This is a genomic window from Oleiphilus sp. HI0079, assembly GCF_001635105.1.
The window spans coordinates 14239-38576 of the sequence record NZ_LWFT01001161.1; the positions used below are offsets into that span (position 1 = coordinate 14239).

Sequence of the window (24338 nt, forward strand, 5' to 3'; positions counted from 1 at the left end):
TTCGGCTTCGCTAACCCTCGCCAACTAAAGCGCTTAGGCGTTATTGGCATGAACCGGCGGAACATTCAGTTGATTGCCGCAAACAACCCGCGTCACTTGTACCCTCTCGTCGACAACAAACTTAGAACCAAAGAACTGTGTTTGAAAACAGGCATTGCCACGCCGGAACTACTCGCTGTTTTTAATGCGCAATACGAGCTGCGCAAACTGAGTGCAACACTCGAACGCCTGGACGGTTTTGTCATCAAGCCGGCTCAAGGAAGCGGTGGTAAGGGGATACTGGTCATTGTTGGCCGAGAGGGCGATGACTTTCTTCGTACCGACGGCTCGAAGATCGACATCAGTGGCATTCGTCGTCACATCTCCAATATTTTGAGTGGACTATATAGCTTGGGCGGCAGAAATGATGTCGCCATCGTTGAAGCGCTCGTGCATTTTGCGCCTTGTTTTGAAGGCATGAGTTTTGAAGGTGTGCCGGACATCCGGGTCATTGTTTATCAAGGCTACCCAGTCATGGCGATGACTCGCCTATCAACGCATGCCTCTCATGGCAAAGCCAATCTTCACCAAGGAGCCGTAGGTGTCGGCCTGAATATTCAAAACGGCACAACCTTGCGTGCAGTGATGCGTGACAACCCGATTACCTTTCACCCAGACACAGGAAAAGACTTAACGGCGCTAAATATTCCGCATTGGAACGAATTGCTCAGCCTTTCTGCACGCTGTTATGAAATGACAGGCCTGGGTTACCTAGGCGTAGATCTCGTCTTGGACGAAAAACTGGGGCCACTTCTAATGGAATTAAACGCTCGGCCCGGCTTAGCTATTCAGTTAGCCAATGGCCAAGGCCTCCTGCCAAGAATCAAAACGATTGACGCAACAGCAAAACAGAAACATCGATCACCGAATCAACGTGTGCTGTATAGTCAAGCGCTCTTTGGCGCGTAAACCAAGCGCCACGAACACAACTACTGATCCATTGGGCTCACCACGCCACGCTCCTGAATACCCACAACATGCGTATAGATCTGCGTCGTTGCGATATTGCTATGCCCTAGCATCTCTTGAATAGCGCGAATATCCGTTCCGTTTCGCAACAGATTGGTCGCAAAACTATGCCGAAAAGTATGGCAACCGGCCTTTTTATAGATATGTGCTGCACGAATGGCTTTGGCAACAGCACGCTGGATTTGCTGTTCACCTATGTGGTGTCGACGTTCAATGCTCGATCGAGGATCGATGGATAAATGTTGTGCGGGAAAAACATATTGCCATTTTGGTTCTCGAGCTGCATTCGGGTATTTTCGGTTGAGTGCATCCGGCAAATACACCTCACCAAAACCACGTTCCAAATCTTGTTTGTGAAGCGCAAGAGCGAACTCAATCTGGCTTCGAAGAGGTTTCACCAGACTTTTGGGTAGCAGTGTGCGCCGCCACTTCATGCCTTTACTCTCCCTAATGATCAAGCAGGTGTTAGAGAAGTCGATGTCTTGCACGCGTAATCGAACCGACTCCATAACGCGCAAACCCGAACCGTACATAAGCGAAGCCGCCAGATAGTGAACGCCTTTTAACTGAGAGATTACGGAGCATGCTTCATCATGACTAAATACTGTAGGAATTGTTTGCATCTTCCTGCTGTAATCAAAGTTCAGCTCACCAAGATCGATGCGCAGAAACTGCTTATATAGGAACACCAATGCATTCAGAGCAGTTTTTTGTGTGTTAATGGATACAGACCTTCTCAGGACGAGATGACTTAAGTACGCATCGACTTCCAGTGCTCCCATCTCATTAGGGTGTTTTCGATCGTGAAAACGAATGAAATCTACAACCCATGAACAGTAAGTTTTCTCGGTAGCGTAAGCCATATGCTTGGCGCGAATGAATAATCTGAACTGATCTAAAAGACGCGGCGAATTGAACGAAATAGGTTTGCGGACGTCATCCATGACAAGCTCCTAGACTGTTTTTATATACAGTAAAAACAAGAGAGAATTATGTCAAGATCGTTGAGGATATACGTCGCAAGACGCGTATAAACCAGAAGAGAATCCCTGCGCTCATAAGTGGCTGATTTAAATGACTTAGTCAGCTTTTTACCGAGATATTGAAAAATGGGATATACGTCGCGAGACGCACTTCCAAAACGACACTTTTAAACTTAGGATGGAAAGCTCAACGATGGTTGGACCTACCAAGTAAGTAAGGAACAACAATCAAAAAAATATACCGTCGTAAGACGTGCGTCGCGAGACGTATATTCAAATGTTAGTTTTGAACAATAAATAAGGAAACCGAAACAAATGAAAAGAAACTTCGTTATCAATACAGTCTTTGCAATGATTTTTTCTAGCGTTGCTTACGCAGAAAATGACAATCAAAGCCTTCTAAATTCATTCCATAAGTATGGTATTACCAAATGCGACTCATTCATTCTTGAAAATAGTGGTCTAAAATCCAACTGGACTTACTACATAAACAAGCATGCCGGTGGTATTGATGGTCCGGCGACTGAAGTAACAGTAACTCAAATTTTTGGGGCTGCTGGCGATACTGTTAAAACGACAGACACTTATATTCAAACTTCTAAGAAGTGCTTTCTGAGTAATACATGGACCCTAACATTTAAAGGCCCATGCTCGTCAAACGTTGATGGAAATGCTTGGTACGTTAGCGATCCCATGCCATCAAAAGATTATACTCAATATACAAATGCTGGCGGCGTAAACATGCTTGCCAAAGAAATATCTGTGGGAAACTTTAAAGCGTGCATACAGGAAGGGTTCAAAAGGTCAAGTGCTCCCCACGGCTAAAACTAACAAGGCCATCATAGGGACATTGTTTACTCCGTTGCGCTTTGGGGTGGCTACGCCACTTTACCCCAAAGCACCACTCCATAAACAATGCCCCATATGGCGGCGTTAAGTGTAAGAAGATGATGAGCCAATACTTGATATGGATATTCGTAATAGCTTTGGTATACATAGATGCCATGGCAATCTATTACGCACATAAATCGGAAATGTACGAGCCGATCCAAATACTCTTTCAATCGCTTGTAGTAATATGCTTACCAATATTTGGCGCAATTCTCGTTCTTAATATTGCACTCAGTCATATTAGGTCTGCTCCAGAAGGTAGTGTTTCTAGCAAACCTAAATCACGTTTCCTAGAGCTCTTATTTCTTACAGCTATTGTTGCCTCGCACTCCTCCAGTAGTATGGGGCATTCCGATAGCGGAGATGGTGGTGGCCACATCGATTCAGGTGGTTCTGGTGGGGGCGGCGATGGCTAGCGTTTTAACCAAATATAAAACACTTAACAAGGCGCGCAATGCTCGGCCAACAAGTTGGCCTGGACTGTCACTGCTGCGCAGCGCCAGCCCATTCGCTTGGCGTTATGTGCCATGAAGGATTCGAGTATGTGGAAAAGTGGAAGTACAGATACAACAAAAATCGGCTTCGTGAACCGCAACAACCAACAAAACCATGGTACTCGGGGCGTAAGCGGTACAGATCATGGGCAGGTTTCGTACAAACTTGAGTGTATGAATAAAAACTGCGGCCATGTTTACGGTGCAAACGGCACAGATATTTTTCAGCGTAAATGTCCTAAATGCCAGGATGGTAAAGATGGTATTGAGTACTAAGCACATAACAAGCGCAACCACAGCGGGCCTTCGGCCCTCGACTCGCTGCGCTCGCGTGTGTTGCGGGCGTTATGGTGAAAATTAATCATTCAGGGAGATATTGATGATTGAATTAGATGTTAAAGCGACCGATCTAGAATCAGAAGCTTGGTTTGTAATTAGTGAGTTTGGTGATGAAGCATACGAAGATGCGAAAGATTTGTTTGATGAGTCAATTAAGCTAGGTAATGATGGAGCTTATTCTGGGCTTGCTGAAGTAGTAGAAGATCTGACTAGAGAGCAGAGATATAACTATCTAAGTAAGGCAGCACGTTTTGGAAGATTAGATGCGATAGCCAATATTGTAAATATGGTCTCTGAAACTGATGACAATGAAAATCTTTATATGTGGTGTTATATACTCGAGAATAATAGTCAATCTACCTTTAATATGCAGGCAACAACAAAGAACTTGGATGAAGTTTTATCTTCAGATCAAATAGCTATAGCAACAAAAAAGGCAGAGGCGTTTGCAAAAAAAGTTATTGAAGATGGCCATAAGTTTTCAGAAGGATATTGAAACCATAACAAAGCCTTACATGGGATAAACCCATGAAGGCGGCGTTATATCTCTAAAGGGACTTTATGAGCAAAGTTAAGATTAAGTTAGTATCTATCGGTCATTTGCCGTTGGGGTTTGATCCGAAGAAGATCAAAAATTTCTCTTCTTCATTATTTGAAGTAATTGAAAAAATTGATAATCATGAGTTGCGATGTAATTCAGATGGTTTTGACTGGGAATTTTCTGATCATCTTGTTAGAGAACAAATGCCCAAACTAAATGGCGCAGACTTCATGATTGCAATTGTTAACGTTCCATTGGAAGACAATTGGTACTCCCGTAGATTAGGTGGCAACCAAGTGATTTTCACGTTTTACGAAATCAAAGAAATATTGCAGAGTGCTAATATTCCTTTGGAAAATGTCATTTATCGCCTCCTCAATGCCTACACTTTTGCATATAAAAGAAACAATCATAAGATCCCTGAATTTCATGAAATGACAGATTTTACCCATGATGAAACACGTGGGTGTATTTTTGACATGAACGGGATTAAATCAGACCTGGTTGCTTCATGTCACAATCCAATAATTTGTAGCGAGTGCAAAGAAAAACTTAGGCGAGATCGAGTTTCAAATGACGACATAGAGTCAGCTGAAAAGGATATTAAAAAAATCCGAAAAGACCTTTACTTTCGTATTCTAGATAAGGTTAAGCGCCATCCAATATCGGCTTTAAGTCTTTCAAGTTTGTTTGCCTTCTTACTTGGGGTTGCTGGCTCAATCACTGGGTCTTATTTATTTGAGTATCTTAATAGTGCCGAGAGCGAACCACGAGATATAACAAGTGGTTCAATAGGACAGCCTGCTGCTACGGTTGAAAAAACACCTACGCAGCAGACTGCCAATTAACCAAGCGTTATACGAAATAAGTTATGAACTACTTTTACGGCAAGTGGATAAGTAAAGAATCTCAGTCTCTATGGATTATAAAAGTTCCTTTATTCGGTGGAGTTTATGCTTTTTATAAGCCAAAGAAAGGTCGTAGAATAACTTTTCTACCTTGCCTTTATCTAGAGGGGCCTACCTCTTTATACGTTGCACTAAGTATTATGGGTGTAATGGAGGCAATGCTTGTTTTGATTCCAGCATGTGATTTAAAAACCAAAAAAGAATTACTGATTCCATTTATGGAAAGTGGATCGGAAACAGATTGGATGCTTGACGACATGGGATTTCCGTGGGTTTATCCTTTATCAATATTTGAACGAGAATGATAAATCGTATAACAAAGCCAGCCAGTATCGCCAGCAAGCTGGCTGGTCTCGTTTCACTCGCCCCTGCTGGCAGGCGTTATAACTCAGAACGTACGTTTGATGTCTCGATAGAAATTCTCGTGTGAACCAAGAGCCATCAACTCTAGTGTAAGCACGCCTTCATCATAGCTATAGCCCAGTAATGTCAGTTGCTTAACCATCTTAAATTTATGAACTCTCAGAAAAGCAAGGTCGCCTCGTTTCAGTTCACCCAACAGCGGATTTTCTATAAGTTCTTTAATTGCTAAATCAAGGTCTGTTTTCTGATTGGGCTTTAATTTCTTAACAGCTTTCTTAAAAGTTGGTGTCTGTAAAATATGCTCAACTTTAGCCAAAGTCATAACGCTCCAATTTACCTGCTTCTTTTTCTGCTTGTGCAATAATGGCCTGCTTTACAAACTCATAAGGTAAGTCGGGGTTATCTTCCATCATTTCACCAATCTTCGCCCAATGCTCTATCTGCTTAGGCGGTGTTCTATTATAGGCCTTTGCCATAATGGTAGCTTTTTCAATAAGTTCTTGGTCTAATCTAACGCTACTAGTTGCCATAATTGATACTCCAGTTCTTATGCGTGAATCAATTGTGGCATATTGCTACAACTAAATAAAGTTATAACCAAGCGTTCAACCGGACTCGCCTTCGGCTCGCGCGGTTAACGCGGCGTTATGTGGCAGATCGTGAAGGGATTTGAGTGACGGAAAAGTTGACCGAAGCGAAGGAAAAGCTTTTAAGCACGGAGTATCCGCGTTGGCGCAACCTGCTGTCTTGCGCGCTTCTCGTGCTTCTCACTACGGGTATGGTTTCGGGTTGGTGGTATGCTTATTTCACCACTTCTGACATAGAGTGCCACAAAGGTATTTTGTATTTCTCAGCTGTGTGGCTGGCGGTGCAATGGGTCGTCATTGGATATTTATGCCGCTATCAAAATATTCCCGCGTTTGCTCGCGGTGCAATCAAGTTGCTGATATTGCTTGGTAATGTATGGTTTGGACTTTTCATTTTTTCGCTACAATCATGTGCCCAGTAGTCCAAGCACATAACCAGTGCAGGCACGGCGACGCCCACTACATTGCGCCCTCGGCTCCATTTCGTGGGCGCGCATGCTGCAAGCGTTATATGCAAAATAGTCATGGATAGAGCTACAAGAAATTTTGTTATCAGAACCAAACACAATGCGAAAATATTCATTTTGTACTTGTGCTTGGCAGCCATCGCTATCAGTTTCTATGTCTTTTTTGTTCAAACGCCCAACGTTGCAATTATAGAAAAGAGCATCAATTGCATCGAAAGCCCTTGCACATTTTCTGTTACGCTTCAAAACAACAGTCATGAGAAGCAAACTGGATACATAAAAGTGGACTTTCTTCAGCAGGAGCGGGCATCTTCAAATATGGGGCCTAACGATGGGTTCGTGCATCGAACGTTCCATTCAATGCATTTAAACTTTTCTCTTAACGCTCAACAATCGAATACTATTAATATCCCTTATCGCTATCAAAATAAAAGCCCTTTAGTTATCACCAATGTTGTTCAATAACTCAGCATATAACCAATCGCAGCTCCGGAAGCGCTTTCGCGCTCCGGCGTGCTAGGCGTTATGTGAAAAAATGAATATAGAACGCACTTTCAAAGCAGTACTGATTTCACCTTGGGCATCGCTCGTGTTTGTCATGTATATATTTGGCGAGCATCTTCTAACCCAAAGCACCGAATCACTTTCATCTATTGCATCGCAGATTCCTGGCACTCTATTCGTGCTCTCCATGTTCGTATTTGGCTTTGTTGGAACCTCCTATCTCGTTGTTGTTTTTGCTGGTGTGCCCGTACATTGGGTTCTATCCAAGCTAGGCATAAGGCATTGGTCAATCTACCTATTTTTGGGGCTCTGTATTGGCTTGCTTTGGCAGTTCGTGTTACTTCTAGGTAGCAACATGCCAAGTCAGCTACAAGAAGTGGGCTATTTGGCTTATGCCATTAATTCGGTGGTCGTTTCTTTAGTTTTCTGGTACATCGCAGTAAATTCACATAACAAGAAAAAGCAGGCGGACGCATAAATGCGCCGCTGTTTTTGGCGTTCTAAGAGGTACTATGCAAAAATTACTTTTCACACTTTTAGCAACCTTAAGTATTAATACGTTTGCCAGTAGCCAAAGCTGTATAAAAAAATATGCTGCATATACTGAGGTCCAAGAAGCATGGCAAAATGAAAGTACAGCATTAGTTGTTAACGTTCTTCCTCAGCATAGCGAATTAGCTAACTATTACAGAGACGTGCAACTTGCTGCAATTAACAGAAGAAACCTTGCAGTCCAATTAGCTCTCCAACACTTTCCAAATAACGTAAATACTGATTCTAAACTAAATCAATGGATTGATTATTCTCCCGAATTAGAGGCTACGCTCTCTAAGAAAAGTTCAAGTTTCAAATTAGCGGTCCAAAAATACCAAAAAATCAAAAACAAGCCGCAAAGTGAAAATGGTGACCAATTTCGTAAAGCATTCAGAGAAATTGTAACTCAAAGTAAGGAGTTTCAAGATTTGCTGTCTGCTTTTAACTCCAAGGTTAAAGAATTAAATACTGTTAAATGCACAAAAAACATAACAAGGTAATCAACTTCATGGCAAGGCAAGCCATGCCATCGGACTGCCACTGCTTCGCACCGGCAGCCCGGTTATTACGGCGTTAAATGCCGGTGATCAGCATATCAATGGCGTCAATAATTTGATACCGATAACTCTCTAGAGAATCTACCTCGGATTTTAGAATTGACTTTGGAACGGTGGTCATCTGATTGGTTACAAGAACAAATTCGTCGCCGTCAATATTGACGGTAGGGCAAAGCTTTTGGGCTACTTTATCGTTTACTTTGTTTGATGGTGTTAATGGTATAACCAGTCTAGAGTTTAAATCACTTAACAAGTTGTTCTGAACATCAACAAAATAAGGGTAGGTCTTTTTACTGCTTTTATCTTTGTTCAGATAAAGTGTAAATTGGCTCATCAAAAACTCCTAAACGAGTCAGAGAATAAGCCGTTTTCATCGCTCAGCTTGTTAAGCTCATCAATTGCATCTTTGTTTTCTTTAAGCCATTGCTCGCGCTGTGCGTTTTTCACTTGTACAATTAGGGCTTGTTCAAGTGTGGCAGATAAATTTATTTTCAAGCTCTTAGCTTGATTTAAAAGGTCGCTATTTACAGTTAGGTTGGTTGCTTTTTTAGGTGCTTGTTGGTCAAAAAGTGCTTGCATATTATTTACTCCAAATGCGCATATGTTATGTGCATTCATGCTATTCCATACAAGAGCATTTAACAAGCGCCTCCAACGGACAAATGTTACTGTCACCACTGACAAAACTGCCGCCAGCAAAATTTGCTCGTTGAGGTGGGCGTTATACTTATTGATGCGTGGTGCGCACCATGCTAAGAAATTGAAAATGCAGTTGGCAGCTATTGATACTGCGCAAGTGATCGACGATGTTGATTTGCCCGGTTATCAATTGCATCCGTTAAAAGGAGAGCGAGAGGACATTTGGTCTATTTCAGTCAATGGTAGGCGGGTAACTTTTGAGTTTAAAGATGGTAATGCTTTTATATTAAATTACGAGGACTATCACTAATGAGTATGTATAACCCTCCTCATCCCGGTGAATTCATTAAAGCTACATATCTAGAGCCTTTCGGTTATAGCTGTCGCTTTCTTGCTAAACAATTAGATGTGGCATCATCTACTCTAAATCGTATTCTAAAGGGGCAAAGCGGTGTTACGCCTGAAATGGCTTTGAGGCTGTCAAAAGCTGTCGGCCGCACTCCTGAGAGTTGGCTTGCAATGCAAGATAACTACGACCTTTGGCAGGCAAAGCAAAATATTAATTTGGGCAATGTGCACTCAGTTTCTTTTGAAGCTGCGTAGTAGAAATATAACCAAGCGTTGGGCTGGACAGCCAATGCTGCTCATTGTCTGCCCTTTATAGCGGCGTTATACGCTCTAAGGGAAGTTATGAGTAATAAAGGAGCTGGCTTATTTAGCCTCATCGCGAGTGGTGCGTTTACCGCTATTTGGTGGGTCTATTTGTTCGGCGTAAAACCTGACTGCTTATCGTCAATCGAGTAAGCAAAGCAGGCTTTTCTGTTTGCTATTTCGCCATCCCAAGCTGGTTCTTGGTTATTTATTTATACTCTCGTTTCAATATTCATTTGTATATTTTGCGCGGTTTTGTTCTTTTCTGATCGCCTAACAAAAGTGGCGTTTGCAGTAACATTCGTGCACGGGTTAATAGGTGTTTTTTTATATACTTGGGCACTGGTGGTGTTCATGTTTCTACCGCTTACTTTTGCAACAAAATCAGGGGCAAGCGAAAATGCATAAAAAGTGTTTAGCGGACCGGAAGGTTCGTTAAACACACTGTTATGCGCTAGTAGTGGTAGCGTAGTTGAGCGATAAGAAGGGAGTCATCATTAACTTTGTAAACAATTCTGTGCTCATCGTTAATGCGTCTAGACCAGTAACCAGACAGGGCATGTTTAAGTGGCTCTGGTTTACCAACGCCTTCGAAAGGGTCTCGCTTAATTTCATTAATAAGCGTATTAATTCGTTTCAATATCTTCTTATCTGTTTTCTGCCAGTATAGATAATCTTCCCATGCTTTTTCTGCAAAAATTAGCTTCACTCAATCAATTCCTTTTCTTGGCCTTTCCCAGCTTCGAGTTCAGCAATAGATTCAATCAGTCGTTTAGTGTTTTTGGGGCTTCGCAACAAGTAGGCTGTTTCTTCAAGCGCTTGGTAGTCATCCATAGAAATCATAACTACGGCGCCTTCTCCCTTGCGGGTAATTGCAATTGGTGCGTGGTCATCACAAACTTGCTCCATTGTTTTAGCAAGGTTGCTTCTGGCAGCTGTGTAGCTTATGCTCTCCATAAATCATCTCCTGTACATGTACGTAAATATGTACGCATTGTAAGCCCGCATAACCAGTTTATCAACCATCGCCAACAAGTTGCGCTATTCCGAGGAAACATCATGAACGAGCATGAGAAGATAAACTATGTTGAATTTCCAGCTGTGAACCTGAACGCCACAAAGAACTTCTTCTACGAGGTATTCAACTGGACGTTTGAGGACTTTGGCTCTGACTACACAGCTTTTTCTGGGCAAGGGTTGGATGGCGGTTTCTATAAGGCTGACAGCAAACCGATACCAGAAAACGGTGCAGCTTTAGTGGTATTTTACAGTTCCGACTTGCAGCAAACCTTACGCAAGATTCAATTGGCGGGCGGCGTAATTTCTAAGCCCATTTTTGCTTTTCCCGGTGGCAAGCGTTTTCATTTCATTGAGCCCAGCGGCAATGAATTAGCGGTTTGGTCTGATACGGACGCATAGCAAATCAAGGCATGGTTATCTGGAAGATGAGCCGCAAAAGCACAGTTCAGTTTAAACCCAAACATGTTGTGCATACTTGAAGCAGGAGTTATCGGACATGAACAAGCCATATCAAGGATCATGCATGTGTGGCGTGGTGCAATTCTCTTTCACCGGGCCTGCGCTGTTCGTGGCCGATTGCGTTTGTGCGTCTTGCCGACAGGCGCATGGAGCATCTGCCGTCACGTGGGTTGGTGTAAAGAGCGCGCACTTTACGGTAGATGCCGGCAGCGCTTCACTACGGTGGTACCAATCATCCCAAGAATCAGAACGGGGATTTTGTACGGACTGCGGCACACGCATGTTCTTTCGCTCTAGCAAATGGCCAGGTGAGATGCATATGACCGTTGCGAATATCGCGCTGCCACACGACTTAATCGCGAGTAGTGTCAGTTTTGAACAAGAGCTTCCAGCATGGACCACCATGTCGGTGAAGAAACACACCAAAAACTAATAAGCTGCCCTAGCAATCAGATACATCGTTTTAAACGTTCTAGGAGACAATGATGACCGCATTTCGACTATTACTGGCTACGATATTTATCGTGATTGCTGCCTATACAGCGATTGTTGTTTCAAACCATGGCTTGGGATTGTTACCCGTGTTTTTCGGAGACATCGCAAAAGTGGCATGGCCTGGGCAATTCAATCTCGACTTTATGTGCTTTTTGGCTTTGTCGGCCCTTTGGCTGGCATGGCGTCATCATTTTAAGCCGGTTGGACTCATCTTGGGGCTCGCTGGTTTTCTTGGCGGGGCGTTTTTCCTAAGTGCTTATCTGCTGATTATGAGTTTCAAAGTGAAAGGCGACATCAACCTACTGCTCGTGGGACAAACTCGGTCTAACGGTGCATCGGCTTAAAGACGCCATAGATTGGCTCGGTTGATGTTGGCTATACGCCAGCAAACCGGGTGAACATAGCGCCCTAGACAGTGGCGAGCTCATGTTTTTTCGGCTCCGTTGATCACGTCCAGAGATAAAAACGGAGTCAACACATGAACGTTAAATGACGTTGCGCATGTCTCTAAAAAGTAACAAGATAAACGGGCTGCTTCGGTAGCCTTTTTTGATTCTGTACGTTATCCGCTATTGGCTGATGATTCAGTTATGCAGTATGGCGCGTGTATTAGCTTACAAATATGCAAGCGAGCAAGACTACCTAATTGGCGCCCTATTTTAAGCCTTAGGTAGAATTTACTAACTGGATCGGAGAATACAATGAAGAGATATGCGGCTGAACTCATAGGCACATTTTGGTTGGTTCTGGGCGGGTGCGGCAGCGCTGTACTCGCTGCGGCGTTTCCAGACGTGGGCATTGGACTATTAGGTGTATCGCTGGCCTTTGGTCTTACCGTATTAACAATGGCCTATGCAATCGGACACATTTCGGGCTGCCATTTAAACCCTGCTGTTTCGGTCGGGCTATGGGTGGGCGGACGTTTTCCTGCAAAGGATCTTGCCCCTTATATTGCTGCGCAAGTGCTTGGCGGCATTTTAGCGGGAGGTGTGCTGTACCTCATCGCTTCCGGGCAATCTGGTTTTGATGTGGCAGGCGGCTTCGCATCCAATGGTTATGGCGAGCATTCTCCGGGCGGATACACCATGCAAGCGGCGTTGATTACCGAGGTCGTCATGACGATGATGTTCGTTCTGATTATTTTGGGTGCGACCGATCAACGCGCGCCAGCCGGCTTTGCACCGATCGCCATTGGATTGGGTTTGACTCTGATACACCTGATTAGCATCCCTGTGACGAACACCTCGGTCAACCCAGCACGAAGCACAGGTGTGGCACTTTATGTTGGCGATTGGGCCACCGCACAGCTTTGGCTTTTTTGGGTAGCACCAATTATTGGTGGTGCCATTGGCGCGGCTATTTATCGATTTATCGGAACGCCTGAAGACTAAATATGCCACCCCTAATGAGCTCATAGAGAAGGCGTTGGCGGTTCTGGGCGTTTCCGAGTCATGGTGCGTGCGCATGAAGAAAGATCACTACATTTATTAAAGCGATCAACTTTTGTTCCGAAATGACAAACTCATAAAACCTAGCCCTGCCCAGATTGGCTTTACGGCTCTAGTTGCCGTGATTGGAGGTTTGAGTGCGCACGCCTCACCGGTGGTTGGCTATGCGCTTGCTGTCGGTCTGGTCATTCCCTTTACTATCTCGGTGCTCATAGAAGACGGTATTGCAGGAATTTGGGCGCTGTTAACGCGCTAGCCTTTAACGACTACGCTTTACTCTATTTGCCTCTCAACTACTTACCTTTGAGTACAGACAGAATCATCTCCGCAGCATATAGCGACATCTCTTCGACAGCCTCTAGGCTGACAAATACGCCATCGGTCTTCAGTTTGCACAAACCATGAAGTGTCGCCCAGGTGATTTGCGACATGCGGGTTTCGTCAAAGTAAGGCGGCATGTCGCCATGTTCTTTGAACTGTCGAATAATGTTGGTGTAGCGGCGAAAGGTCGCATGGCCTTTTTCCGTAAGTTCCGCCGAAGGCTCGTTGCGCCAGGTCACCGCGCCAAACATGAGCTCATACTTCTCGGGGTTCTCAGCCGCGTAACGCACATAGGCAATCACATAGTCCTTTAAGCGTTCTTGGATGGATGTGGCGTCATTGATGCCCGCTTGATCAAGCAAGTTGTTCAGATCATCAAAAGAACGCTCAGCAACCGCACACAGCAAAGCATGCTTAGACGAGAAGTGATGATAAGGCGCTTGTCGAGAGACGTCCGAACGCTCTGCGAGTTCGCGCAATGTTAGGCCTGCGATACCGCGCTCACTCATGAGCTGCTCAGCATTTTCTAGCAAAGTGTTGCGTAGATCTTGATGGTGATATTTTTTATTACTTTTGCTCATGGTCTTTTTCATAGCTCGGAAGATAACAAAGCAATCTTGACACTGTCAAAATAACTGTTATCTTGACGCCGTCAAGTTATTTAGTAAGCCATTTATTTTTTTATGAGGTTAGGCCGTATGAGCAATCAACCATATCCACACACGATGGAACCTTTAGATCTCGGATTCACCACTTTGAAAAACCGCGTCATCATGGGCTCAATGCACACGGGCCTCGAAGACCGTTTCTGGCAAATGGATAAACTCGCCGCGTACTTTGCAGAACGTGCAAAAGGTGGCGCAGCTTTGGTGATTACTGGCGGCTACAACCCAAACAAGCGCGGTTGGTTTTACCCAACTGCGGGTTTGTTCAACAGCTACCTAGACATTCCTAACCACCGTAAAGTGACCAGCGCGGTGCATAAAGAAGGTGGCAAAATCGCTTTGCAAATTCTGCACGCAGGCCGCTACAGCTACCACCCATTTTCGCATTCCGCTTCCGCCAAAAAAGCGCCGATCAATCCGTTTAAGCCGAAAGCCATGTCGGACAAGCAAATTCGCTCAACGATCAAAGACTTTGCTAAAACCGCACGCTTAGCAAAGCTAGCCAACTATGACGGCGTTGAGGTGATGGGAAGCGAAGGCTACTTGATCAACCAATTTATGGCGCCGCATGTAAATCAGCGGAAAGACCATTGGGGCGGCAGCATTGAAAACCGCATGCGCTTCCCTGTTGAGATAGTCAAAGAAATGCGCAAAGCCGTTGGTGACAAGTTTATTATCTTGTTCCGTATGTCGATGATGGAGCTTGTAGAAGGCGGCATGACGGCGGATGAAATCGTCCAGACCGCAAAAGCACTGGAAGCAGCTGGCGTAACCATTATGAATACGGGCATTGGCTGGCACGAAGCACGTGTTCCGACCATTGTGACCTCTGTGCCGCGAGCGGCCTTCCGTGAAGCAACCGCACGTGTGAAGAAAGAGCTGTCAATTCCGGTATGTGCCTCTAACCGCATTAACACGCCAGACGTGGCCGAAGACATTATTGCCACGGGTGATGCAGACTTGGTTTCAATGGCGCGTCCGTTTTTGGCGGATCCGCACTTTGTGAACAAAGCGGCGGAAGGTCGAGCGGATGAGATCAACATTTGTATCGCATGCAACCAAGCCTGTCTTGATCATACCTTTGAGATGAAGCGCGCCTCTTGTTTGGTGAACCCACAAGCCTGCCATGAGACGGAGCTCGTTTATATTCCTGTGACCAACAAGAAGAAGGTTGCGGTAATTGGTTCCGGCCCGGCGGGGCTTTCCGCATCTACTGTGGCGGCCGAGCGAGGCCATGACGTCACGCTATACGATATGGCGAGCGAAATTGGCGGCCAGTTCAACTACGCCAAGCAGATTCCGGGTAAAGAAGAATTCTATGAGATGATCAAATACTACGGTCGTCGTGTTGAGGTTTCAGGCGTTAAACTGAAGCTAAATACCAAGGTTGATGCAGAGTATCTAGAAAAAGCAGGTTATGACGAAGTCATCGTCGCGACGGGTATCAACCCACGTAAACCACCTATCGAAGGCATCGAGCACAAGAAAGTATTGTCCTACCTTGATGTACTTACCGGTGCAGAAGTGGGTGACAAAGTCGCGGTGATCGGTGCCGGTGGTATCGGTTTTGATGTTGCTGAACTCCTTGTTCATCCGGGTGCCAAGGCAGACAGCACGCCACGCCCACAAACGGTAGAAGAGTGGAGCGAAGAATGGGGTGTTGATTTCAACAGCACTAACCCAGGCCAGCTAGTCGAGAAAAAACCACATGCACCAGCGCGTGAAGTCTACTTACTTCAGCGCAAGAAGAGCCCGCTAGGCGCAGGATTAAACAAGACTTCGGGCTGGGTACACCGTGCGGTGTTAAAAATGAAAGACGTCGAAATGCTCGGCGGAGTAAGCTACGACAAGATTGACGATGCAGGCTTACACATCACTGTGGATGGCGAACAGCGCGTGCTCGATGTCGATCATATCGTTATCTGTGCAGGGCAAGAGTCGCGCAAAGAGCTTTACACTGAGGATTCACCAACGACGAACTTCCACCTCATTGGTGGTGCTGAGTTTGCCGGTGAATTGGATGCCAAGCGCGCGATTAAACAAGGCGCAGAACTCGCAGCAGAGCTGTAGTTAGAGCTGCAGTTAGAACTGTAGTTAGAACTGTAGTTGCTAGCGCGGAGTGAGAGTGAGAGTGATAGAGAGTGAGGGCTGAAACCTCACTCTCACTGTCTTTCAGATCAAAAGATAAAAACGTACGACAACCAGCGTTAACAAAAGGTCAAAGCCATGGATTTTAAACATATCATTTACAAGGTCGAAGACGGCATCGCGCACGTTATTCTCAACCGACCAGAAAAGTTCAATGCGTTTAATTTCGACCTGATGTGCGACATTGTGAATGTACAAAAGATCATCAAAAAAGACCGAGACATTCGCGTTGTTATTATCTCTGGCAAGGGTGAGCACTTTAGCTCTGGTATCGACATTAAAAGCATCATGGGCCAGCCCATTCAGTTTGCAAAAATCGGCTGGAAGCTAAACCCCTTTGGTACCAACATGGCGCAACGTTTTTGCATTGGCTGGCATCGCCTGCCAGTGCCAGTGATCTGCGTGATGCATGGCATTAGCTACGGTATGGCGATGACTTTAGCCTTAGGTGCCGACATGCGCTATGCGCGACCGGATACCGAGCTGGCGATTATGGAAGCAAAATGGGGCATGGTCCCTGACATGGCGGGGCTGCAAACGATTCGGAGTACGATCTCGCAAGACATTGCGAACGAGCTCATCATGACGGGCGACCCCATTAAAGCTGACAAAGCGCTCGAATACGGTCTAGTAACACGCGTTGTCGAAGACCCAATGGCTGAAGCATTGGCCATGGCAGAAACGCTGAAGGCGCGATCGCCCGATGCTACCGCGGCCATCAAGTTTACCAATCAAAAAAGTTGGAATGGCTCTACGCGCACATTACTAGCGCGCGAAACCATCTACCAAATCGCGCAGCTTGTGAGTAAAAACTGGCGTATCATGGATATCCGTAATCGCAAAGATCCAAACAGGCCTTTTGTTAAGCGCCAATGGTGGTGGTAATGGTGGTGCTAATGGTAATAGTAGCGCTTAGGTTGGCTTGCCCACTCTTCATAATCTAAAAAATCAAACTATGCCTGATCCGAATCCCGCGCGTATCGTCACCTTTGCAACTCCGAACGATCTCGCCCAATGGCTCGAGGAAAATCACGACAGCGAGCGAGAGCTGTGGGTGAAGATATTCAAAAAAGGTACCGGCATTGAAAGTGTCACTTGGGATGACGTGGTCATCGAGTCATTATGCTGGGGCTGGATTGATGGCATCAAAAAATCCCTAGACGATCAAGCCTACCTGCAACGCATCACCCCCAGAATAAAAAACAGCACGTGGTCCAAACGAAATACCGAACATGCTGAGCGTCTAATACGCGACGGCCGGATGCAAATAGCAGGGCTAGCCGAGATTCACGCAGCAAAAGCGGATGGCCGCTGGGACAAGGCGTATGTCGCCAGTGAGATTGAAGTGCCAGAGGATTTTATAGCCGCTCTTAATGATGAGCCGCAAGCTCAACAGTTTTATGCCACACTGAGTAAATCGAGTCGCTACGTCATCGCTTACGGACTAACAAGCGCAAAAAAGGCAGAGACCCGACAAAGGCGCTTTCTGAAATACATGGCGATGCTAACCGAAGGAGAAAAGCCAAGGTAAGTCCTCTTTAAATAAGAGGGCACAGCGCAAGGTGTCGGCAAATAACGCTTAATTGAATCACTTGCTAAGCCTTTTCAGCAATTCATAAATACCCCCTCTGCCAATCGTCTTGTCTGGCTTGCTAGTCTGTCTAATTGATGGGATGTTAGTTGGAGCACACGAAAGCGCGTCCAATGTCGGGAGATATTCTGATACATAAAGCGTACTTTCATTAAGCCTTACTTATGGCCTTACTTACGGTCTTTCTTCAAGGCTTGTGTAAGCTATTTGCCTCTTTCTAAAAAAGAATCTGAGCCAACAAAAGGACCAACGAATGAATGTGGACAAAGCGAAAAAACGTATCGCAAAACAAGTGAAGAAAGGCTTTAAGGGCTACCCTCTGATCTCAATACAGTACTTCGGTCGCACCTCAGATAGGGCGAGCGAAGTAGTTATCTCATTCACTCTTGAAGAAGGCGCAGAACCTCAAGAGCAGAAGCTTTCGAGCGACCATGACGCGAGAGAAGATGAAGCCATTCAATCGGTTATTATAAAAATAATTGATCGAGCCAATGCCAATAGCGTGACCGAAATCGACGGTATTTCGATGATCCGTTAAGCGCATTCATGCGCCTCGATTACCGAGTGATGCCGCTATACGACGATACCCTCCCTAATTCGTTTACGATACGCCCGATGATCAAACCTGAGTGGTATGGGCTCTCTGGAGAAGCACAATGCGACACTTGCTTAACGACGTATCATGACTAGAGTTTATTCGAGAAACGACCGTACGAAAAAACCTATCTTGCCTAGCAACTATCCGCTAGGGGCTCAGAGTTAAGCACTAGCCCATAGTCGCAAGCCAAGTAGGACACTAAGAGGGTTACAATGAACACCTATCCAAGAACGTTTTCACATATCGGCATATCCGTTCCTGACGTCGAGAAGGCGGCCAAATTTTATAGCGATGTAATGGGTTGGTATCACATTATGGAGCCGACCGTCATCACCGAGGAATCGGAAACCGCGATCGGACAAATGTGTATTGATGTATTCGGCACTGGCTGGGGTTCATTTAAAATTGCGCATATGTCGACGGGCGATAAGATCGGCGTTGAGATGTTCGAATTTAAGAACAATGAAACACCCAAAGACTTCGAGTACTGGAAAACCAGCACCTTTCATTTCTGCGTGCAAGATCCAGACATTGAAGGCTTAGTTGCCAAGATAGTCGAGCATGGTGGCAAACAACGCATGCCGATTCGAGAATACTATCCTGGCGAGAAGCCTTATAAGATGTGTTATGTAGAAGATCCATTTGGTCTAATTTTCGAAGTATATTCGCATAGCTACGAGCTCACCTATTCACAAGGCGCATACTGAACGAGAGCGTAAACTAAATGCTTACAAGGCAAACCACAGGTCTTATTGTCGTTGATATTCAAGGTAAGCTCGCGCGCATCGTTCATGAAAGCGAGGCGCTCATTTCAAATTGCTCTAAGCTGATCAAGGGCGCTCAAGTGCTCGGGCTTTCAATCATTCAACTTGAACAGAACCCCGAAAAACTTGGACCGACTGTTGATGAACTCAACACGCTATTAGACACAGTGCCGCGTATCGCCAAATTTTCTTTTAGTGCCTGCGAAGAACCGGCCTTTGTCGAGGCCGTCAAATCGTATGACGTAGACACATGGTTAATATGCGGTATTGAGGCGCATATTTGTGTTTATCAAACAGCCAGAGGGCTGGCAAAACTTGGCTACAAGGTGGAAGTTGTGCGCGATTGCGTATCGTCCCGATTAACAAGCAATAAACAATTGGGCCTAGACAAGCTCACACGACATGGCATTGAGCTGACAGGCCTAGAGATGTGCTTGTACGAACTGATCAAGGACTGTCGGGCACCGGAGTTCAAGCCCGTTCTTGATCTTATCCGTTAAGCTCGAAACTGTGGATCGACCGCGTCGCGTCATGCGTTTACCGCACCACCCTCCTGAGCGGTATTTCTGTCGGTTTTAAAGCGCGCCATAAACGGAAGCAAGTTGAGCGATTGGAGCCCAAGCACGCTGGCGGCAGAGAGGACGCCGCCCATCATCGCGCCACCAACACCACACGACAGAACGTCTTGCCCGGTTAGATACAACCCTGCAATGCGGGTCTTTGGACGCAACCATGTTTGCTGAAAGCGCTCTGGGCCGTGTTCTAAGCCATATAACTCTCCACGAGAATAAGCACAGAAGTAGTCGGTCGACAACGGTGTAGACACCTCAAAGTAATCGACTTTACCGCGCAAGTTAGGCATCTCGTTATATAGCTGCTCCATCAAGCGCGCACCAAATTCGGCTTTAAGCGCGTCATACTCGTCACCTCTCTGACCCCATGGCATATCCTTCCATGCTTCAAAGTACTTGTAGGGACAAGGCGCGACAATTTCGATCGTGGATTTATTAGGGTAACGCTCCGACCAAGACGGGTCTTTGGCCGAAGGAAACGATATATACGTAAGCGGGAACGGCGCGTTTTTGTCGGCATCAAATGCCGCAAAGTTTGCTTGCGCATCATGACTTGGATAGAGCCAATAATTCGTCTTAGGGAGCTTTAGCTCTTTGGGCGTGCCTTTAAGCCCAATATAAATACCTAAGTGGGCCAAAGAAGGCGTGACCGTTTGCAGATCGCTAGCGTAGCCAAACTCCCTCGCCAGCTCTGGCTCAACTAATTTGCCAAATGTATTTCGAACACCCGCGTTGCTGATCACCTGCGGCGCTTTAATCACAGTGCCATCGGCCATTTGAACGCCCACGACCTTCGTGCTTTCAATGACGATCCGAGTAACGTTGGCGTAGGTGAAGACCTCACCTCCGCTGCGCTGAATGACCGGCAGGATTGTCTCAGCAATTTTGGATGCCCCTCCAATCGGGTAATAGCCACCATTTAAATAGTGCCGAGCGATCAGTGCATGAATGATAAAACTCGACTCTTTTGGCGGTAGACCACAATCCCCCATTTGCCCGGTGAGCACAGATATCAAACGTGCGTCGCTGGTCAGACCTCGCAGTACATCGTAGGTTGTTTTTTTAAAGTAATCGGGCAAAAGCATGTTCTTAAGGCCCCTGCTTTTCTCCGCAAGCCCCTCAGGCAAAAGCTTGTCGGCTGAGTACAAGGGCATAAGTCGACTGACGCTATCCAGCATAGAGAGATAACGCTTTATGGCTTTCTTCTCATTCGGAAAGGCCTGACTTAAGTCGTTCAAGAAGTTCTTACGGCCCGCCCTCAAGGTAAAGGTCTCGTCGCCAAAGGAGAAGCGATCATAGGCTTCGTCCATCGCGGCCCACTTTAGCTCTCCGTCCGTGATGTAATCAAACACTTGGCGCATAGTGGATAATCGGCTCCCCATCTCACCAATGTAGTGCACGCCTACATCCCACTCATAACCGTTACGAGCATAACTATGGGTATAGCCGCCCGCTGTGTAATGTTGCTCTAAGACCAGAACGCGTTTACCCGCTTTTGACATGATGGCCGCCGTGGTTAGGCCACCGATACCAGAACCAATAACAATCGCATCAAAGTCGCCTTGAACACGTCGTGGCCTATAACGCGTGCCGATCCGTAATGCACTGGGTGAGGGAGAGGAAGTGTTTTGCTTGTGAGTCATGAGCGGTCCAAATCAATACTTAGTTACTGTGAGCATACGCCCGATATATTTACACTGTAAAGACTAATTTGGATCATCGATCGCGAAAAAGCAGAAAGAACCTTCAAGCAGGGTTGTTCGTACATAAAGCATATCAGGGTATTGCGACAGTACAGGCGGATAAACAATGCAATTTAATACGGACGAGGTCTCGAGAATCATTGAAATGGCTTGGGAAGACAGAACACCTTTTGAGGCGATAAAGCAGCAATTCGATATCGATGAGTCCAGCGTCATCCGGTTGATGCGCCGCAATTTAAAGCCGAACTCATTTAAATTATGGCGCAAGCGGGTATCCGGAAGAAAAACCAAATTTACGGCATTTCGCTCGCCAGATGTCGCCAGAGCTTATTGTCCAACCCAGTATAAAAATCGATAGGCACAAAATCAGACAGAGCGCATGGCGAACAATTCGCTGTTCTGGTTAGAATGGTCGGGCTCAGTGAGTGAGCCCTTTAAAACACCTTAAGTATCAAGCGACATCCAAAAATAAGAGAATGTTTGTATGCGACTCATCATCGTCTTTCTTGTTGCAAGTTCCGCCCTACTGCATAGTGCTTATGCTTCGGCCTATGGAACCATCAATTTCACCGATATCATGCCGCCAGAATTTGAGTTCTGCGGTAAACAAGTTGCCCGCGGCAGCACCGAGTATGATGCGCTTTGGGGTTGGTTTAACAACAATACGACCGGTTGGTATGAGTCCAAACGCGAGTACGACCTTAAGTTGGTGTACACCTCGGCAACCATGCGAGTGAACCTGACCAAAACCCGTGTCATCGTTAGCTATGCAGGTGCGGGATCGGTAGGACAAGTAGTGAAAGCCGCTAAAACAGCCGGCTTTAACCGTCTTTGTAAGCAGTAACTTTGTGATAGTGGGCATCTAGATTCGTCAGACCACGTCACATTCAGCTAGACCAACACAAACGTTCTGATTATTTGGACTACTCTCTAATCATCAAATGACCGGAGCGTTAGCCATGATCAAGCATTTTCTGAGAGCACCCGGGTTGTTCGTCTCATTGGTTTTTGCCTCGATCCTTGGCTCAAGCCTTACCTTCGCGAGCGACGATATCACCTTGAGGGTTGAGGTGGTCGGGGCTAAGCCGTCTTCAGGCCAAATCGTTTTGTCGTTGTTTGACTCCGCAACGCACCATTTAAAGAAACCTCTTGTTTCGCTGCGACAAAACGTGGATGCGAAGGGCAAGGCTTCGTTTCAACTTTCAGGTTTGGATGACGCACTGTACTCTGTGAGCGTGTTCTACGATGAGGATCAGGATGGGAAGCTCAATACCAACTTTATCGGCATCCCGACTGAGCTAGTGGGCTTTTCTAACAACGCTAAAGGCCGGTTCGGCCCGCCTACGTTTGAGCAAACCAAGATCCGTGCGTCTTCGGGTCGCCCAATTAAAATTCACTTAAATAGCGTCGGCCAAGAAACCTGAGTTTTTTCTAAAAGAACTTCCTAAAAGGCCGTTCTATTTGTATCAAGTACCCTTTTCCCGGAAAAAACAATGTTAATAAGACTCGTGATATTCGTCGTTGCCGTGTCTTTTTCAGGTGTCTCGTATGCTGGAGACAGTGACCGCTTCATTAAGCAGCTAACATTCCAAACCGGCCAGACTCTGCTGATTGCCGAAGGCGAGCGAGAGGCGCGCTCTATCGGCAGCTTCAGCGTTAGGCTGTACGATGCTGGGGCTAAAGGAGATGAAACAACCTTCTTTCTTGACGGCCTGATTATGGCGCGCGATGGTGCGATCGAAACAGCAACGCTTGCCGATATTAACGGTGATCAACTATCGGAACTCATTGTTATCAGCCGAACAGTAGGCAGTGGAAGCTACCTATCAGCCTATGCCTTTTCTATCGCTGATAACAGATTGGAAAGCATCCACGAGTTAAACGGGATGCAACCTGACACCGACCCAGTAAACGCACTTAGAAAAGCATGCTGCCGCTAACCAAAAACAGGGCTGACGGACACTGAAATCGCACCAACTGCATTGCAGGCGGGCAATTTTGAACACATAATGCGCTGAGTACCATCAAAACCATTCATCCCACCGACTGACCGCACACAGAGGCCGGATCGCACATTGATTGCACAGTTACCAAAATGGGTTGAGATTGGTGCATTTGTACTGGCATTCGTTGCAGGCTTTGTAAACGCCATTGGCTTACTCAGCTTTGATCACCAATCTGTATCTCACTTATCCGGCACAGCAACGCTGCTTGGCACGAGTTTCCTCGACGCTTCATTACAGAATACGATGCATCTCACTGGCGTGATTGTGGCGTTTCTAGTTGGGTCATCTATTGCTGGCTTTCTGTTGCACGGGGCGAACTTAGAACTCGGCAGGCACTATGACACTGCGCTTATCATTGAAGCATTGCTACTTTTGCTCGCCTTGTGGTTTTTGACCTCAGGTTCGTTCTACGGGCATTTTTTTGCCTCAGCTGCATGTGGCTTACAAAACGCTCTGGCAACAACCTACAGCGGTGCGATCGTTCGTACCACGCATGTAACGGGCATTTTTACCGACCTAGGCATTATGCTTGGTGCACTTGCCCGAGGCGAATCCCTCGACAAGCGCAAAGCCAAACTCTTCTTGTTTATTATTGCTGGTTTCATACTCGGCGGCACAGCGGGCACACTGATATTCAAGCAGCTTCAGTTTATGGCGTTGTTTTTACCTGCAATGATCTGCTTCGTTATGGCACTTACCTACCATCGGTATGCTAAAACACACCATTGACAGTCGAGAACTTATCTCGCAGATTAATTCTTAATGTCGCATTAGCCACTCGTTTTAATCTGCAAGCATCATCCAATTAACTGTCCCTAAGCGACAAGCGAGCAATAAGCATGAACCGCACTGCTGTACTTCAAGCAACACGGCCACCTTTTTTAATCCTCACTCCTGCCTGTGTTTTTTTAGGTGCGAGTATCGCGTTCGCGGAACAGGCTGTTTTCTCGAATGTGGACTTTGCGCTCGTTCTTATTGGTGCAATGGCGGCACATATCAGCGTGAACACGCTCAATGAATACTTTGACTTTAAAAGCGGTTTGGATCTAAACACAAACAAAACACCTTTTAGCGGCGGAAGT

At 46.0% G+C, this 24338-nt stretch carries 38 protein-coding genes; 29 read left to right on the plus strand and 9 right to left on the minus strand.

Annotation, left to right across the window (positions count from 1 at the left end):
- Positions 1 to 48 precede the first annotated feature (48 nt).
- Positions 49 to 948, plus strand: a complete 900-nt coding sequence (locus tag A3750_RS20575) for an alpha-L-glutamate ligase-like protein (RefSeq protein WP_082863044.1) — start codon at positions 49 to 51, stop codon at positions 946 to 948.
- A gap of 20 nt (positions 949 to 968) precedes the next feature.
- Here the strand turns inward: A3750_RS20575 and A3750_RS20580 are convergent, their stop codons facing one another.
- Positions 969 to 1952, minus strand: coding sequence for an integron integrase (locus A3750_RS20580; RefSeq protein WP_068452387.1), 984 nt, complete (start codon positions 1950 to 1952; stop codon positions 969 to 971).
- A gap of 354 nt (positions 1953 to 2306) precedes the next feature.
- Here A3750_RS20580 and A3750_RS20585 point away from each other — a divergent pair, with 354 nt between their 5' ends.
- From A3750_RS20585 to A3750_RS20610, 6 genes are all read left to right on the plus strand, one after another.
- A complete protein-coding gene (locus tag A3750_RS20585; RefSeq protein ID WP_068548723.1) occupies positions 2307 to 2816 on the plus strand; it encodes a hypothetical protein in 510 nt (169 codons plus the stop codon).
- 122 nt (positions 2817 to 2938) lie between these two features.
- On the plus strand, positions 2939 to 3298 hold the full coding sequence (locus tag A3750_RS20590; protein ID WP_068548725.1) for a hypothetical protein: 360 nt from the start codon (positions 2939 to 2941) through the stop codon (positions 3296 to 3298).
- A gap of 111 nt (positions 3299 to 3409) precedes the next feature.
- Complete coding sequence (locus A3750_RS20595) at positions 3410 to 3652, plus strand: hypothetical protein (protein ID WP_197475203.1); 243 nt, start codon at positions 3410 to 3412, stop codon at positions 3650 to 3652.
- 103 nt (positions 3653 to 3755) lie between these two features.
- Positions 3756 to 4211 carry a hypothetical protein gene (locus tag A3750_RS20600; RefSeq protein ID WP_068452401.1) on the plus strand — a complete coding sequence of 152 codons (456 nt, stop codon included), beginning with the start codon at positions 3756 to 3758 and terminating at the stop codon, positions 4209 to 4211.
- A 65-nt stretch (positions 4212 to 4276) separates the two neighbouring features.
- Positions 4277 to 5104 carry a hypothetical protein gene (locus tag A3750_RS20605; protein ID WP_068453314.1) on the plus strand — a complete coding sequence of 276 codons (828 nt, stop codon included), beginning with the start codon at positions 4277 to 4279 and terminating at the stop codon, positions 5102 to 5104.
- Positions 5105 to 5127: 23 nt separating this feature from the next.
- The gene (locus tag A3750_RS20610; RefSeq protein ID WP_068453312.1) at positions 5128 to 5469 is read left to right on the plus strand and encodes a hypothetical protein; all 342 of its coding nucleotides are present in this window, start codon (positions 5128 to 5130) and stop codon (positions 5467 to 5469) included.
- An 83-nt stretch (positions 5470 to 5552) separates the two neighbouring features.
- On the opposite strand, the gene A3750_RS20615 is transcribed toward A3750_RS20610, so the two are convergent.
- Together A3750_RS20615 and A3750_RS20620 are read right to left on the minus strand one after the other, a co-directional pair.
- Positions 5553 to 5849 carry a type II toxin-antitoxin system RelE/ParE family toxin gene (locus tag A3750_RS20615; protein WP_369819962.1) on the minus strand — a complete coding sequence of 99 codons (297 nt, stop codon included), beginning with the start codon at positions 5847 to 5849 and terminating at the stop codon, positions 5553 to 5555.
- A complete protein-coding gene (locus A3750_RS20620) occupies positions 5836 to 6057 on the minus strand; it encodes a hypothetical protein (protein ID WP_068453310.1) in 222 nt (73 codons plus the stop codon). Before A3750_RS20620 ends, A3750_RS20615 begins: the two co-directional genes overlap by 14 nt.
- A 155-nt stretch (positions 6058 to 6212) precedes the next feature.
- On the opposite strand from A3750_RS20620, the gene A3750_RS20625 reads away from it, so the two are divergent.
- From A3750_RS20625 to A3750_RS20640, 3 genes are all read left to right on the plus strand, one after another.
- Positions 6213 to 6536: a hypothetical protein gene (locus tag A3750_RS20625; protein WP_231871905.1), complete on the plus strand. Its 324-nt coding sequence runs from the start codon at positions 6213 to 6215 to the stop codon at positions 6534 to 6536.
- A gap of 580 nt (positions 6537 to 7116) precedes the next feature.
- A complete protein-coding gene (locus tag A3750_RS20635) occupies positions 7117 to 7563 on the plus strand; it encodes a hypothetical protein (RefSeq protein WP_068453306.1) in 447 nt (148 codons plus the stop codon).
- Positions 7564 to 7597: 34 nt separating this feature from the next.
- Positions 7598 to 8119 carry a hypothetical protein gene (locus A3750_RS20640; protein ID WP_068453304.1) on the plus strand — a complete coding sequence of 174 codons (522 nt, stop codon included), beginning with the start codon at positions 7598 to 7600 and terminating at the stop codon, positions 8117 to 8119.
- 73 nt (positions 8120 to 8192) lie between these two features.
- Here the strand turns inward: A3750_RS20640 and A3750_RS20645 are convergent, their stop codons facing one another.
- On the minus strand, positions 8193 to 8510 hold the full coding sequence (locus A3750_RS20645; protein WP_068453302.1) for a CcdB family protein: 318 nt from the start codon (positions 8508 to 8510) through the stop codon (positions 8193 to 8195).
- Positions 8510 to 8875 carry a type II toxin-antitoxin system CcdA family antitoxin gene (locus tag A3750_RS20650; RefSeq protein WP_231871797.1) on the minus strand — a complete coding sequence of 122 codons (366 nt, stop codon included), beginning with the start codon at positions 8873 to 8875 and terminating at the stop codon, positions 8510 to 8512. The genes A3750_RS20645 and A3750_RS20650 overlap by 1 nt, the downstream gene beginning before the upstream one ends.
- 34 nt (positions 8876 to 8909) lie before the next feature.
- Here A3750_RS20650 and A3750_RS20655 point away from each other — a divergent pair, with 34 nt between their 5' ends.
- Positions 8910 to 9125, plus strand: coding sequence for a type II toxin-antitoxin system RelE/ParE family toxin (locus tag A3750_RS20655; RefSeq protein ID WP_068548727.1), 216 nt, complete (start codon positions 8910 to 8912; stop codon positions 9123 to 9125).
- Entirely contained in the window at positions 9125 to 9418 is a 294-nt protein-coding gene (locus A3750_RS20660; protein WP_068548729.1) for a HigA family addiction module antitoxin, read from the plus strand. Before A3750_RS20655 ends, A3750_RS20660 begins: the two co-directional genes overlap by 1 nt.
- Positions 9419 to 9920: 502 nt before the next feature.
- Here A3750_RS20660 and A3750_RS20665 read toward each other — a convergent pair.
- Together A3750_RS20665 and A3750_RS20670 are read right to left on the minus strand one after the other, a co-directional pair.
- Positions 9921 to 10175 carry a Txe/YoeB family addiction module toxin gene (locus tag A3750_RS20665; protein WP_068458107.1) on the minus strand — a complete coding sequence of 85 codons (255 nt, stop codon included), beginning with the start codon at positions 10173 to 10175 and terminating at the stop codon, positions 9921 to 9923.
- Positions 10172 to 10423, minus strand: coding sequence for a type II toxin-antitoxin system Phd/YefM family antitoxin (locus A3750_RS20670; RefSeq protein ID WP_068458109.1), 252 nt, complete (start codon positions 10421 to 10423; stop codon positions 10172 to 10174). The genes A3750_RS20665 and A3750_RS20670 overlap by 4 nt, the downstream gene beginning before the upstream one ends.
- Positions 10424 to 10525: 102 nt before the next feature.
- On the opposite strand from A3750_RS20670, the gene A3750_RS20675 reads away from it, so the two are divergent.
- The 5 genes from A3750_RS20675 (at position 10526) to A3750_RS20695 (ending at position 13144) form a co-directional block, all read left to right on the plus strand.
- Positions 10526 to 10885: a VOC family protein gene (locus A3750_RS20675; protein WP_068548533.1), complete on the plus strand. Its 360-nt coding sequence runs from the start codon at positions 10526 to 10528 to the stop codon at positions 10883 to 10885.
- 97 nt (positions 10886 to 10982) lie between these two features.
- Positions 10983 to 11378 (plus strand): GFA family protein, encoded by a 396-nt coding sequence (locus A3750_RS20680; protein WP_082873375.1) that lies wholly within the window; start codon positions 10983 to 10985, stop codon positions 11376 to 11378.
- 49 nt (positions 11379 to 11427) lie between these two features.
- Positions 11428 to 11784 (plus strand): hypothetical protein, encoded by a 357-nt coding sequence (locus A3750_RS20685; RefSeq protein ID WP_197475204.1) that lies wholly within the window; start codon positions 11428 to 11430, stop codon positions 11782 to 11784.
- A 357-nt stretch (positions 11785 to 12141) separates the two neighbouring features.
- Positions 12142 to 12831 (plus strand): aquaporin Z, encoded by a 690-nt coding sequence (aqpZ, locus tag A3750_RS20690; protein ID WP_068464063.1) that lies wholly within the window; start codon positions 12142 to 12144, stop codon positions 12829 to 12831.
- 112 nt (positions 12832 to 12943) lie between these two features.
- Complete coding sequence (locus A3750_RS20695; RefSeq protein ID WP_068452219.1) at positions 12944 to 13144, plus strand: hypothetical protein; 201 nt, start codon at positions 12944 to 12946, stop codon at positions 13142 to 13144.
- Positions 13145 to 13181: 37 nt separating this feature from the next.
- Here A3750_RS20695 and A3750_RS20700 read toward each other — a convergent pair whose 3' ends face one another.
- The gene (locus tag A3750_RS20700) at positions 13182 to 13790 is read right to left on the minus strand and encodes a TetR/AcrR family transcriptional regulator (RefSeq protein ID WP_197466160.1); all 609 of its coding nucleotides are present in this window, start codon (positions 13788 to 13790) and stop codon (positions 13182 to 13184) included.
- A 117-nt stretch (positions 13791 to 13907) separates the two neighbouring features.
- Between A3750_RS20700 and A3750_RS20705 the strand changes: the two genes are divergently transcribed.
- From A3750_RS20705 to A3750_RS20730, 6 genes are all read left to right on the plus strand, one after another.
- Positions 13908 to 15944, plus strand: coding sequence for an NADPH-dependent 2,4-dienoyl-CoA reductase (locus tag A3750_RS20705; RefSeq protein WP_068548735.1), 2037 nt, complete (start codon positions 13908 to 13910; stop codon positions 15942 to 15944).
- 156 nt (positions 15945 to 16100) lie between these two features.
- Complete coding sequence (locus A3750_RS20710) at positions 16101 to 16907, plus strand: crotonase/enoyl-CoA hydratase family protein (RefSeq protein ID WP_068457801.1); 807 nt, start codon at positions 16101 to 16103, stop codon at positions 16905 to 16907.
- 70 nt (positions 16908 to 16977) lie between these two features.
- Positions 16978 to 17553, plus strand: coding sequence for a YdeI family protein (locus tag A3750_RS20715; RefSeq protein WP_068457803.1), 576 nt, complete (start codon positions 16978 to 16980; stop codon positions 17551 to 17553).
- A gap of 313 nt (positions 17554 to 17866) precedes the next feature.
- Positions 17867 to 18151, plus strand: a complete 285-nt coding sequence (locus A3750_RS20720; protein WP_068457805.1) for a hypothetical protein — start codon at positions 17867 to 17869, stop codon at positions 18149 to 18151.
- Between the two features lie 272 nt (positions 18152 to 18423).
- A complete protein-coding gene (locus A3750_RS20725; protein WP_068464066.1) occupies positions 18424 to 18918 on the plus strand; it encodes a lactoylglutathione lyase family protein in 495 nt (164 codons plus the stop codon).
- A 17-nt stretch (positions 18919 to 18935) separates the two neighbouring features.
- Positions 18936 to 19475 carry an isochorismatase family protein gene (locus tag A3750_RS20730; protein ID WP_068458093.1) on the plus strand — a complete coding sequence of 180 codons (540 nt, stop codon included), beginning with the start codon at positions 18936 to 18938 and terminating at the stop codon, positions 19473 to 19475.
- 29 nt (positions 19476 to 19504) lie between these two features.
- Here A3750_RS20730 and A3750_RS20735 read toward each other — a convergent pair whose 3' ends face one another.
- Complete coding sequence (locus A3750_RS20735; RefSeq protein ID WP_068458095.1) at positions 19505 to 21190, minus strand: NAD(P)/FAD-dependent oxidoreductase; 1686 nt, start codon at positions 21188 to 21190, stop codon at positions 19505 to 19507.
- A 166-nt stretch (positions 21191 to 21356) separates the two neighbouring features.
- Between A3750_RS20735 and A3750_RS20740 the strand changes: the two genes are divergently transcribed.
- The 6 genes from A3750_RS20740 to A3750_RS20765 all read left to right on the plus strand — a co-directional run.
- A complete protein-coding gene (locus tag A3750_RS20740) occupies positions 21357 to 21608 on the plus strand; it encodes a TIGR03643 family protein (protein WP_068458097.1) in 252 nt (83 codons plus the stop codon).
- Positions 21609 to 21734: 126 nt separating this feature from the next.
- Entirely contained in the window at positions 21735 to 22094 is a 360-nt protein-coding gene (locus A3750_RS20745) for a hypothetical protein (protein WP_068458625.1), read from the plus strand.
- Positions 22095 to 22209: 115 nt separating this feature from the next.
- Positions 22210 to 22674 carry a DUF2141 domain-containing protein gene (locus tag A3750_RS20750; protein WP_068491734.1) on the plus strand — a complete coding sequence of 155 codons (465 nt, stop codon included), beginning with the start codon at positions 22210 to 22212 and terminating at the stop codon, positions 22672 to 22674.
- A 69-nt stretch (positions 22675 to 22743) separates the two neighbouring features.
- On the plus strand, positions 22744 to 23190 hold the full coding sequence (locus A3750_RS20755; RefSeq protein ID WP_082863396.1) for a PliI family lysozyme inhibitor of I-type lysozyme: 447 nt from the start codon (positions 22744 to 22746) through the stop codon (positions 23188 to 23190).
- A 135-nt stretch (positions 23191 to 23325) separates the two neighbouring features.
- The gene (locus tag A3750_RS20760; protein WP_068458623.1) at positions 23326 to 23985 is read left to right on the plus strand and encodes a YoaK family protein; all 660 of its coding nucleotides are present in this window, start codon (positions 23326 to 23328) and stop codon (positions 23983 to 23985) included.
- Between the two features lie 110 nt (positions 23986 to 24095).
- Positions 24096 to 24338: prenyltransferase (locus tag A3750_RS20765; RefSeq protein WP_197475205.1), on the plus strand; the 243-nt coding region annotated here is incomplete at its 3' end.

Excerpts from the sequence above, each read along its gene's own strand:
- A3750_RS20575 (WP_082863044.1), top strand. The coding sequence starts at position 49 with ATGAACCGGCGGAACATTCAGTTGATTGCCGCAAACAACCCGCGTCAC.
- A3750_RS20580 (WP_068452387.1), bottom strand. The coding sequence starts at position 1,952 with ATGGATGACGTCCGCAAACCTATTTCGTTCAATTCGCCGCGTCTTTTA.
- A3750_RS20585 (WP_068548723.1), top strand. The coding sequence starts at position 2,307 with ATGAAAAGAAACTTCGTTATCAATACAGTCTTTGCAATGATTTTTTCT.
- A3750_RS20590 (WP_068548725.1), top strand. The coding sequence starts at position 2,939 with ATGATGAGCCAATACTTGATATGGATATTCGTAATAGCTTTGGTATAC.
- A3750_RS20595 (WP_197475203.1), top strand. The coding sequence starts at position 3,410 with ATGAAGGATTCGAGTATGTGGAAAAGTGGAAGTACAGATACAACAAAA.
- A3750_RS20600 (WP_068452401.1), top strand. The coding sequence starts at position 3,756 with ATGATTGAATTAGATGTTAAAGCGACCGATCTAGAATCAGAAGCTTGG.
- A3750_RS20605 (WP_068453314.1), top strand. The coding sequence starts at position 4,277 with ATGAGCAAAGTTAAGATTAAGTTAGTATCTATCGGTCATTTGCCGTTG.
- A3750_RS20610 (WP_068453312.1), top strand. The coding sequence starts at position 5,128 with ATGAACTACTTTTACGGCAAGTGGATAAGTAAAGAATCTCAGTCTCTA.
- A3750_RS20615 (WP_369819962.1), bottom strand. The coding sequence starts at position 5,849 with ATGACTTTGGCTAAAGTTGAGCATATTTTACAGACACCAACTTTTAAG.
- A3750_RS20620 (WP_068453310.1), bottom strand. The coding sequence starts at position 6,057 with ATGGCAACTAGTAGCGTTAGATTAGACCAAGAACTTATTGAAAAAGCT.
- A3750_RS20635 (WP_068453306.1), top strand. The coding sequence starts at position 7,117 with ATGAATATAGAACGCACTTTCAAAGCAGTACTGATTTCACCTTGGGCA.
- A3750_RS20640 (WP_068453304.1), top strand. The coding sequence starts at position 7,598 with ATGCAAAAATTACTTTTCACACTTTTAGCAACCTTAAGTATTAATACG.
- A3750_RS20645 (WP_068453302.1), bottom strand. The coding sequence starts at position 8,510 with ATGAGCCAATTTACACTTTATCTGAACAAAGATAAAAGCAGTAAAAAG.
- A3750_RS20655 (WP_068548727.1), top strand. The coding sequence starts at position 8,910 with ATGCGTGGTGCGCACCATGCTAAGAAATTGAAAATGCAGTTGGCAGCT.
- A3750_RS20660 (WP_068548729.1), top strand. The coding sequence starts at position 9,125 with ATGAGTATGTATAACCCTCCTCATCCCGGTGAATTCATTAAAGCTACA.
- A3750_RS20670 (WP_068458109.1), bottom strand. The coding sequence starts at position 10,423 with ATGGAGAGCATAAGCTACACAGCTGCCAGAAGCAACCTTGCTAAAACA.
- A3750_RS20675 (WP_068548533.1), top strand. The coding sequence starts at position 10,526 with ATGAACGAGCATGAGAAGATAAACTATGTTGAATTTCCAGCTGTGAAC.
- A3750_RS20680 (WP_082873375.1), top strand. The coding sequence starts at position 10,983 with ATGAACAAGCCATATCAAGGATCATGCATGTGTGGCGTGGTGCAATTC.
- A3750_RS20685 (WP_197475204.1), top strand. The coding sequence starts at position 11,428 with ATGATGACCGCATTTCGACTATTACTGGCTACGATATTTATCGTGATT.
- aqpZ (WP_068464063.1), top strand. The coding sequence starts at position 12,142 with ATGAAGAGATATGCGGCTGAACTCATAGGCACATTTTGGTTGGTTCTG.
- A3750_RS20700 (WP_197466160.1), bottom strand. The coding sequence starts at position 13,790 with ATGAGCAAAAGTAATAAAAAATATCACCATCAAGATCTACGCAACACT.
- A3750_RS20705 (WP_068548735.1), top strand. The coding sequence starts at position 13,908 with ATGAGCAATCAACCATATCCACACACGATGGAACCTTTAGATCTCGGA.
- A3750_RS20710 (WP_068457801.1), top strand. The coding sequence starts at position 16,101 with ATGGATTTTAAACATATCATTTACAAGGTCGAAGACGGCATCGCGCAC.
- A3750_RS20715 (WP_068457803.1), top strand. The coding sequence starts at position 16,978 with ATGCCTGATCCGAATCCCGCGCGTATCGTCACCTTTGCAACTCCGAAC.
- A3750_RS20720 (WP_068457805.1), top strand. The coding sequence starts at position 17,867 with ATGAATGTGGACAAAGCGAAAAAACGTATCGCAAAACAAGTGAAGAAA.
- A3750_RS20725 (WP_068464066.1), top strand. The coding sequence starts at position 18,424 with ATGAACACCTATCCAAGAACGTTTTCACATATCGGCATATCCGTTCCT.
- A3750_RS20730 (WP_068458093.1), top strand. The coding sequence starts at position 18,936 with ATGCTTACAAGGCAAACCACAGGTCTTATTGTCGTTGATATTCAAGGT.
- A3750_RS20735 (WP_068458095.1), bottom strand. The coding sequence starts at position 21,190 with ATGACTCACAAGCAAAACACTTCCTCTCCCTCACCCAGTGCATTACGG.
- A3750_RS20740 (WP_068458097.1), top strand. The coding sequence starts at position 21,357 with ATGCAATTTAATACGGACGAGGTCTCGAGAATCATTGAAATGGCTTGG.
- A3750_RS20745 (WP_068458625.1), top strand. The coding sequence starts at position 21,735 with ATGCGACTCATCATCGTCTTTCTTGTTGCAAGTTCCGCCCTACTGCAT.
- A3750_RS20750 (WP_068491734.1), top strand. The coding sequence starts at position 22,210 with ATGATCAAGCATTTTCTGAGAGCACCCGGGTTGTTCGTCTCATTGGTT.
- A3750_RS20755 (WP_082863396.1), top strand. The coding sequence starts at position 22,744 with ATGTTAATAAGACTCGTGATATTCGTCGTTGCCGTGTCTTTTTCAGGT.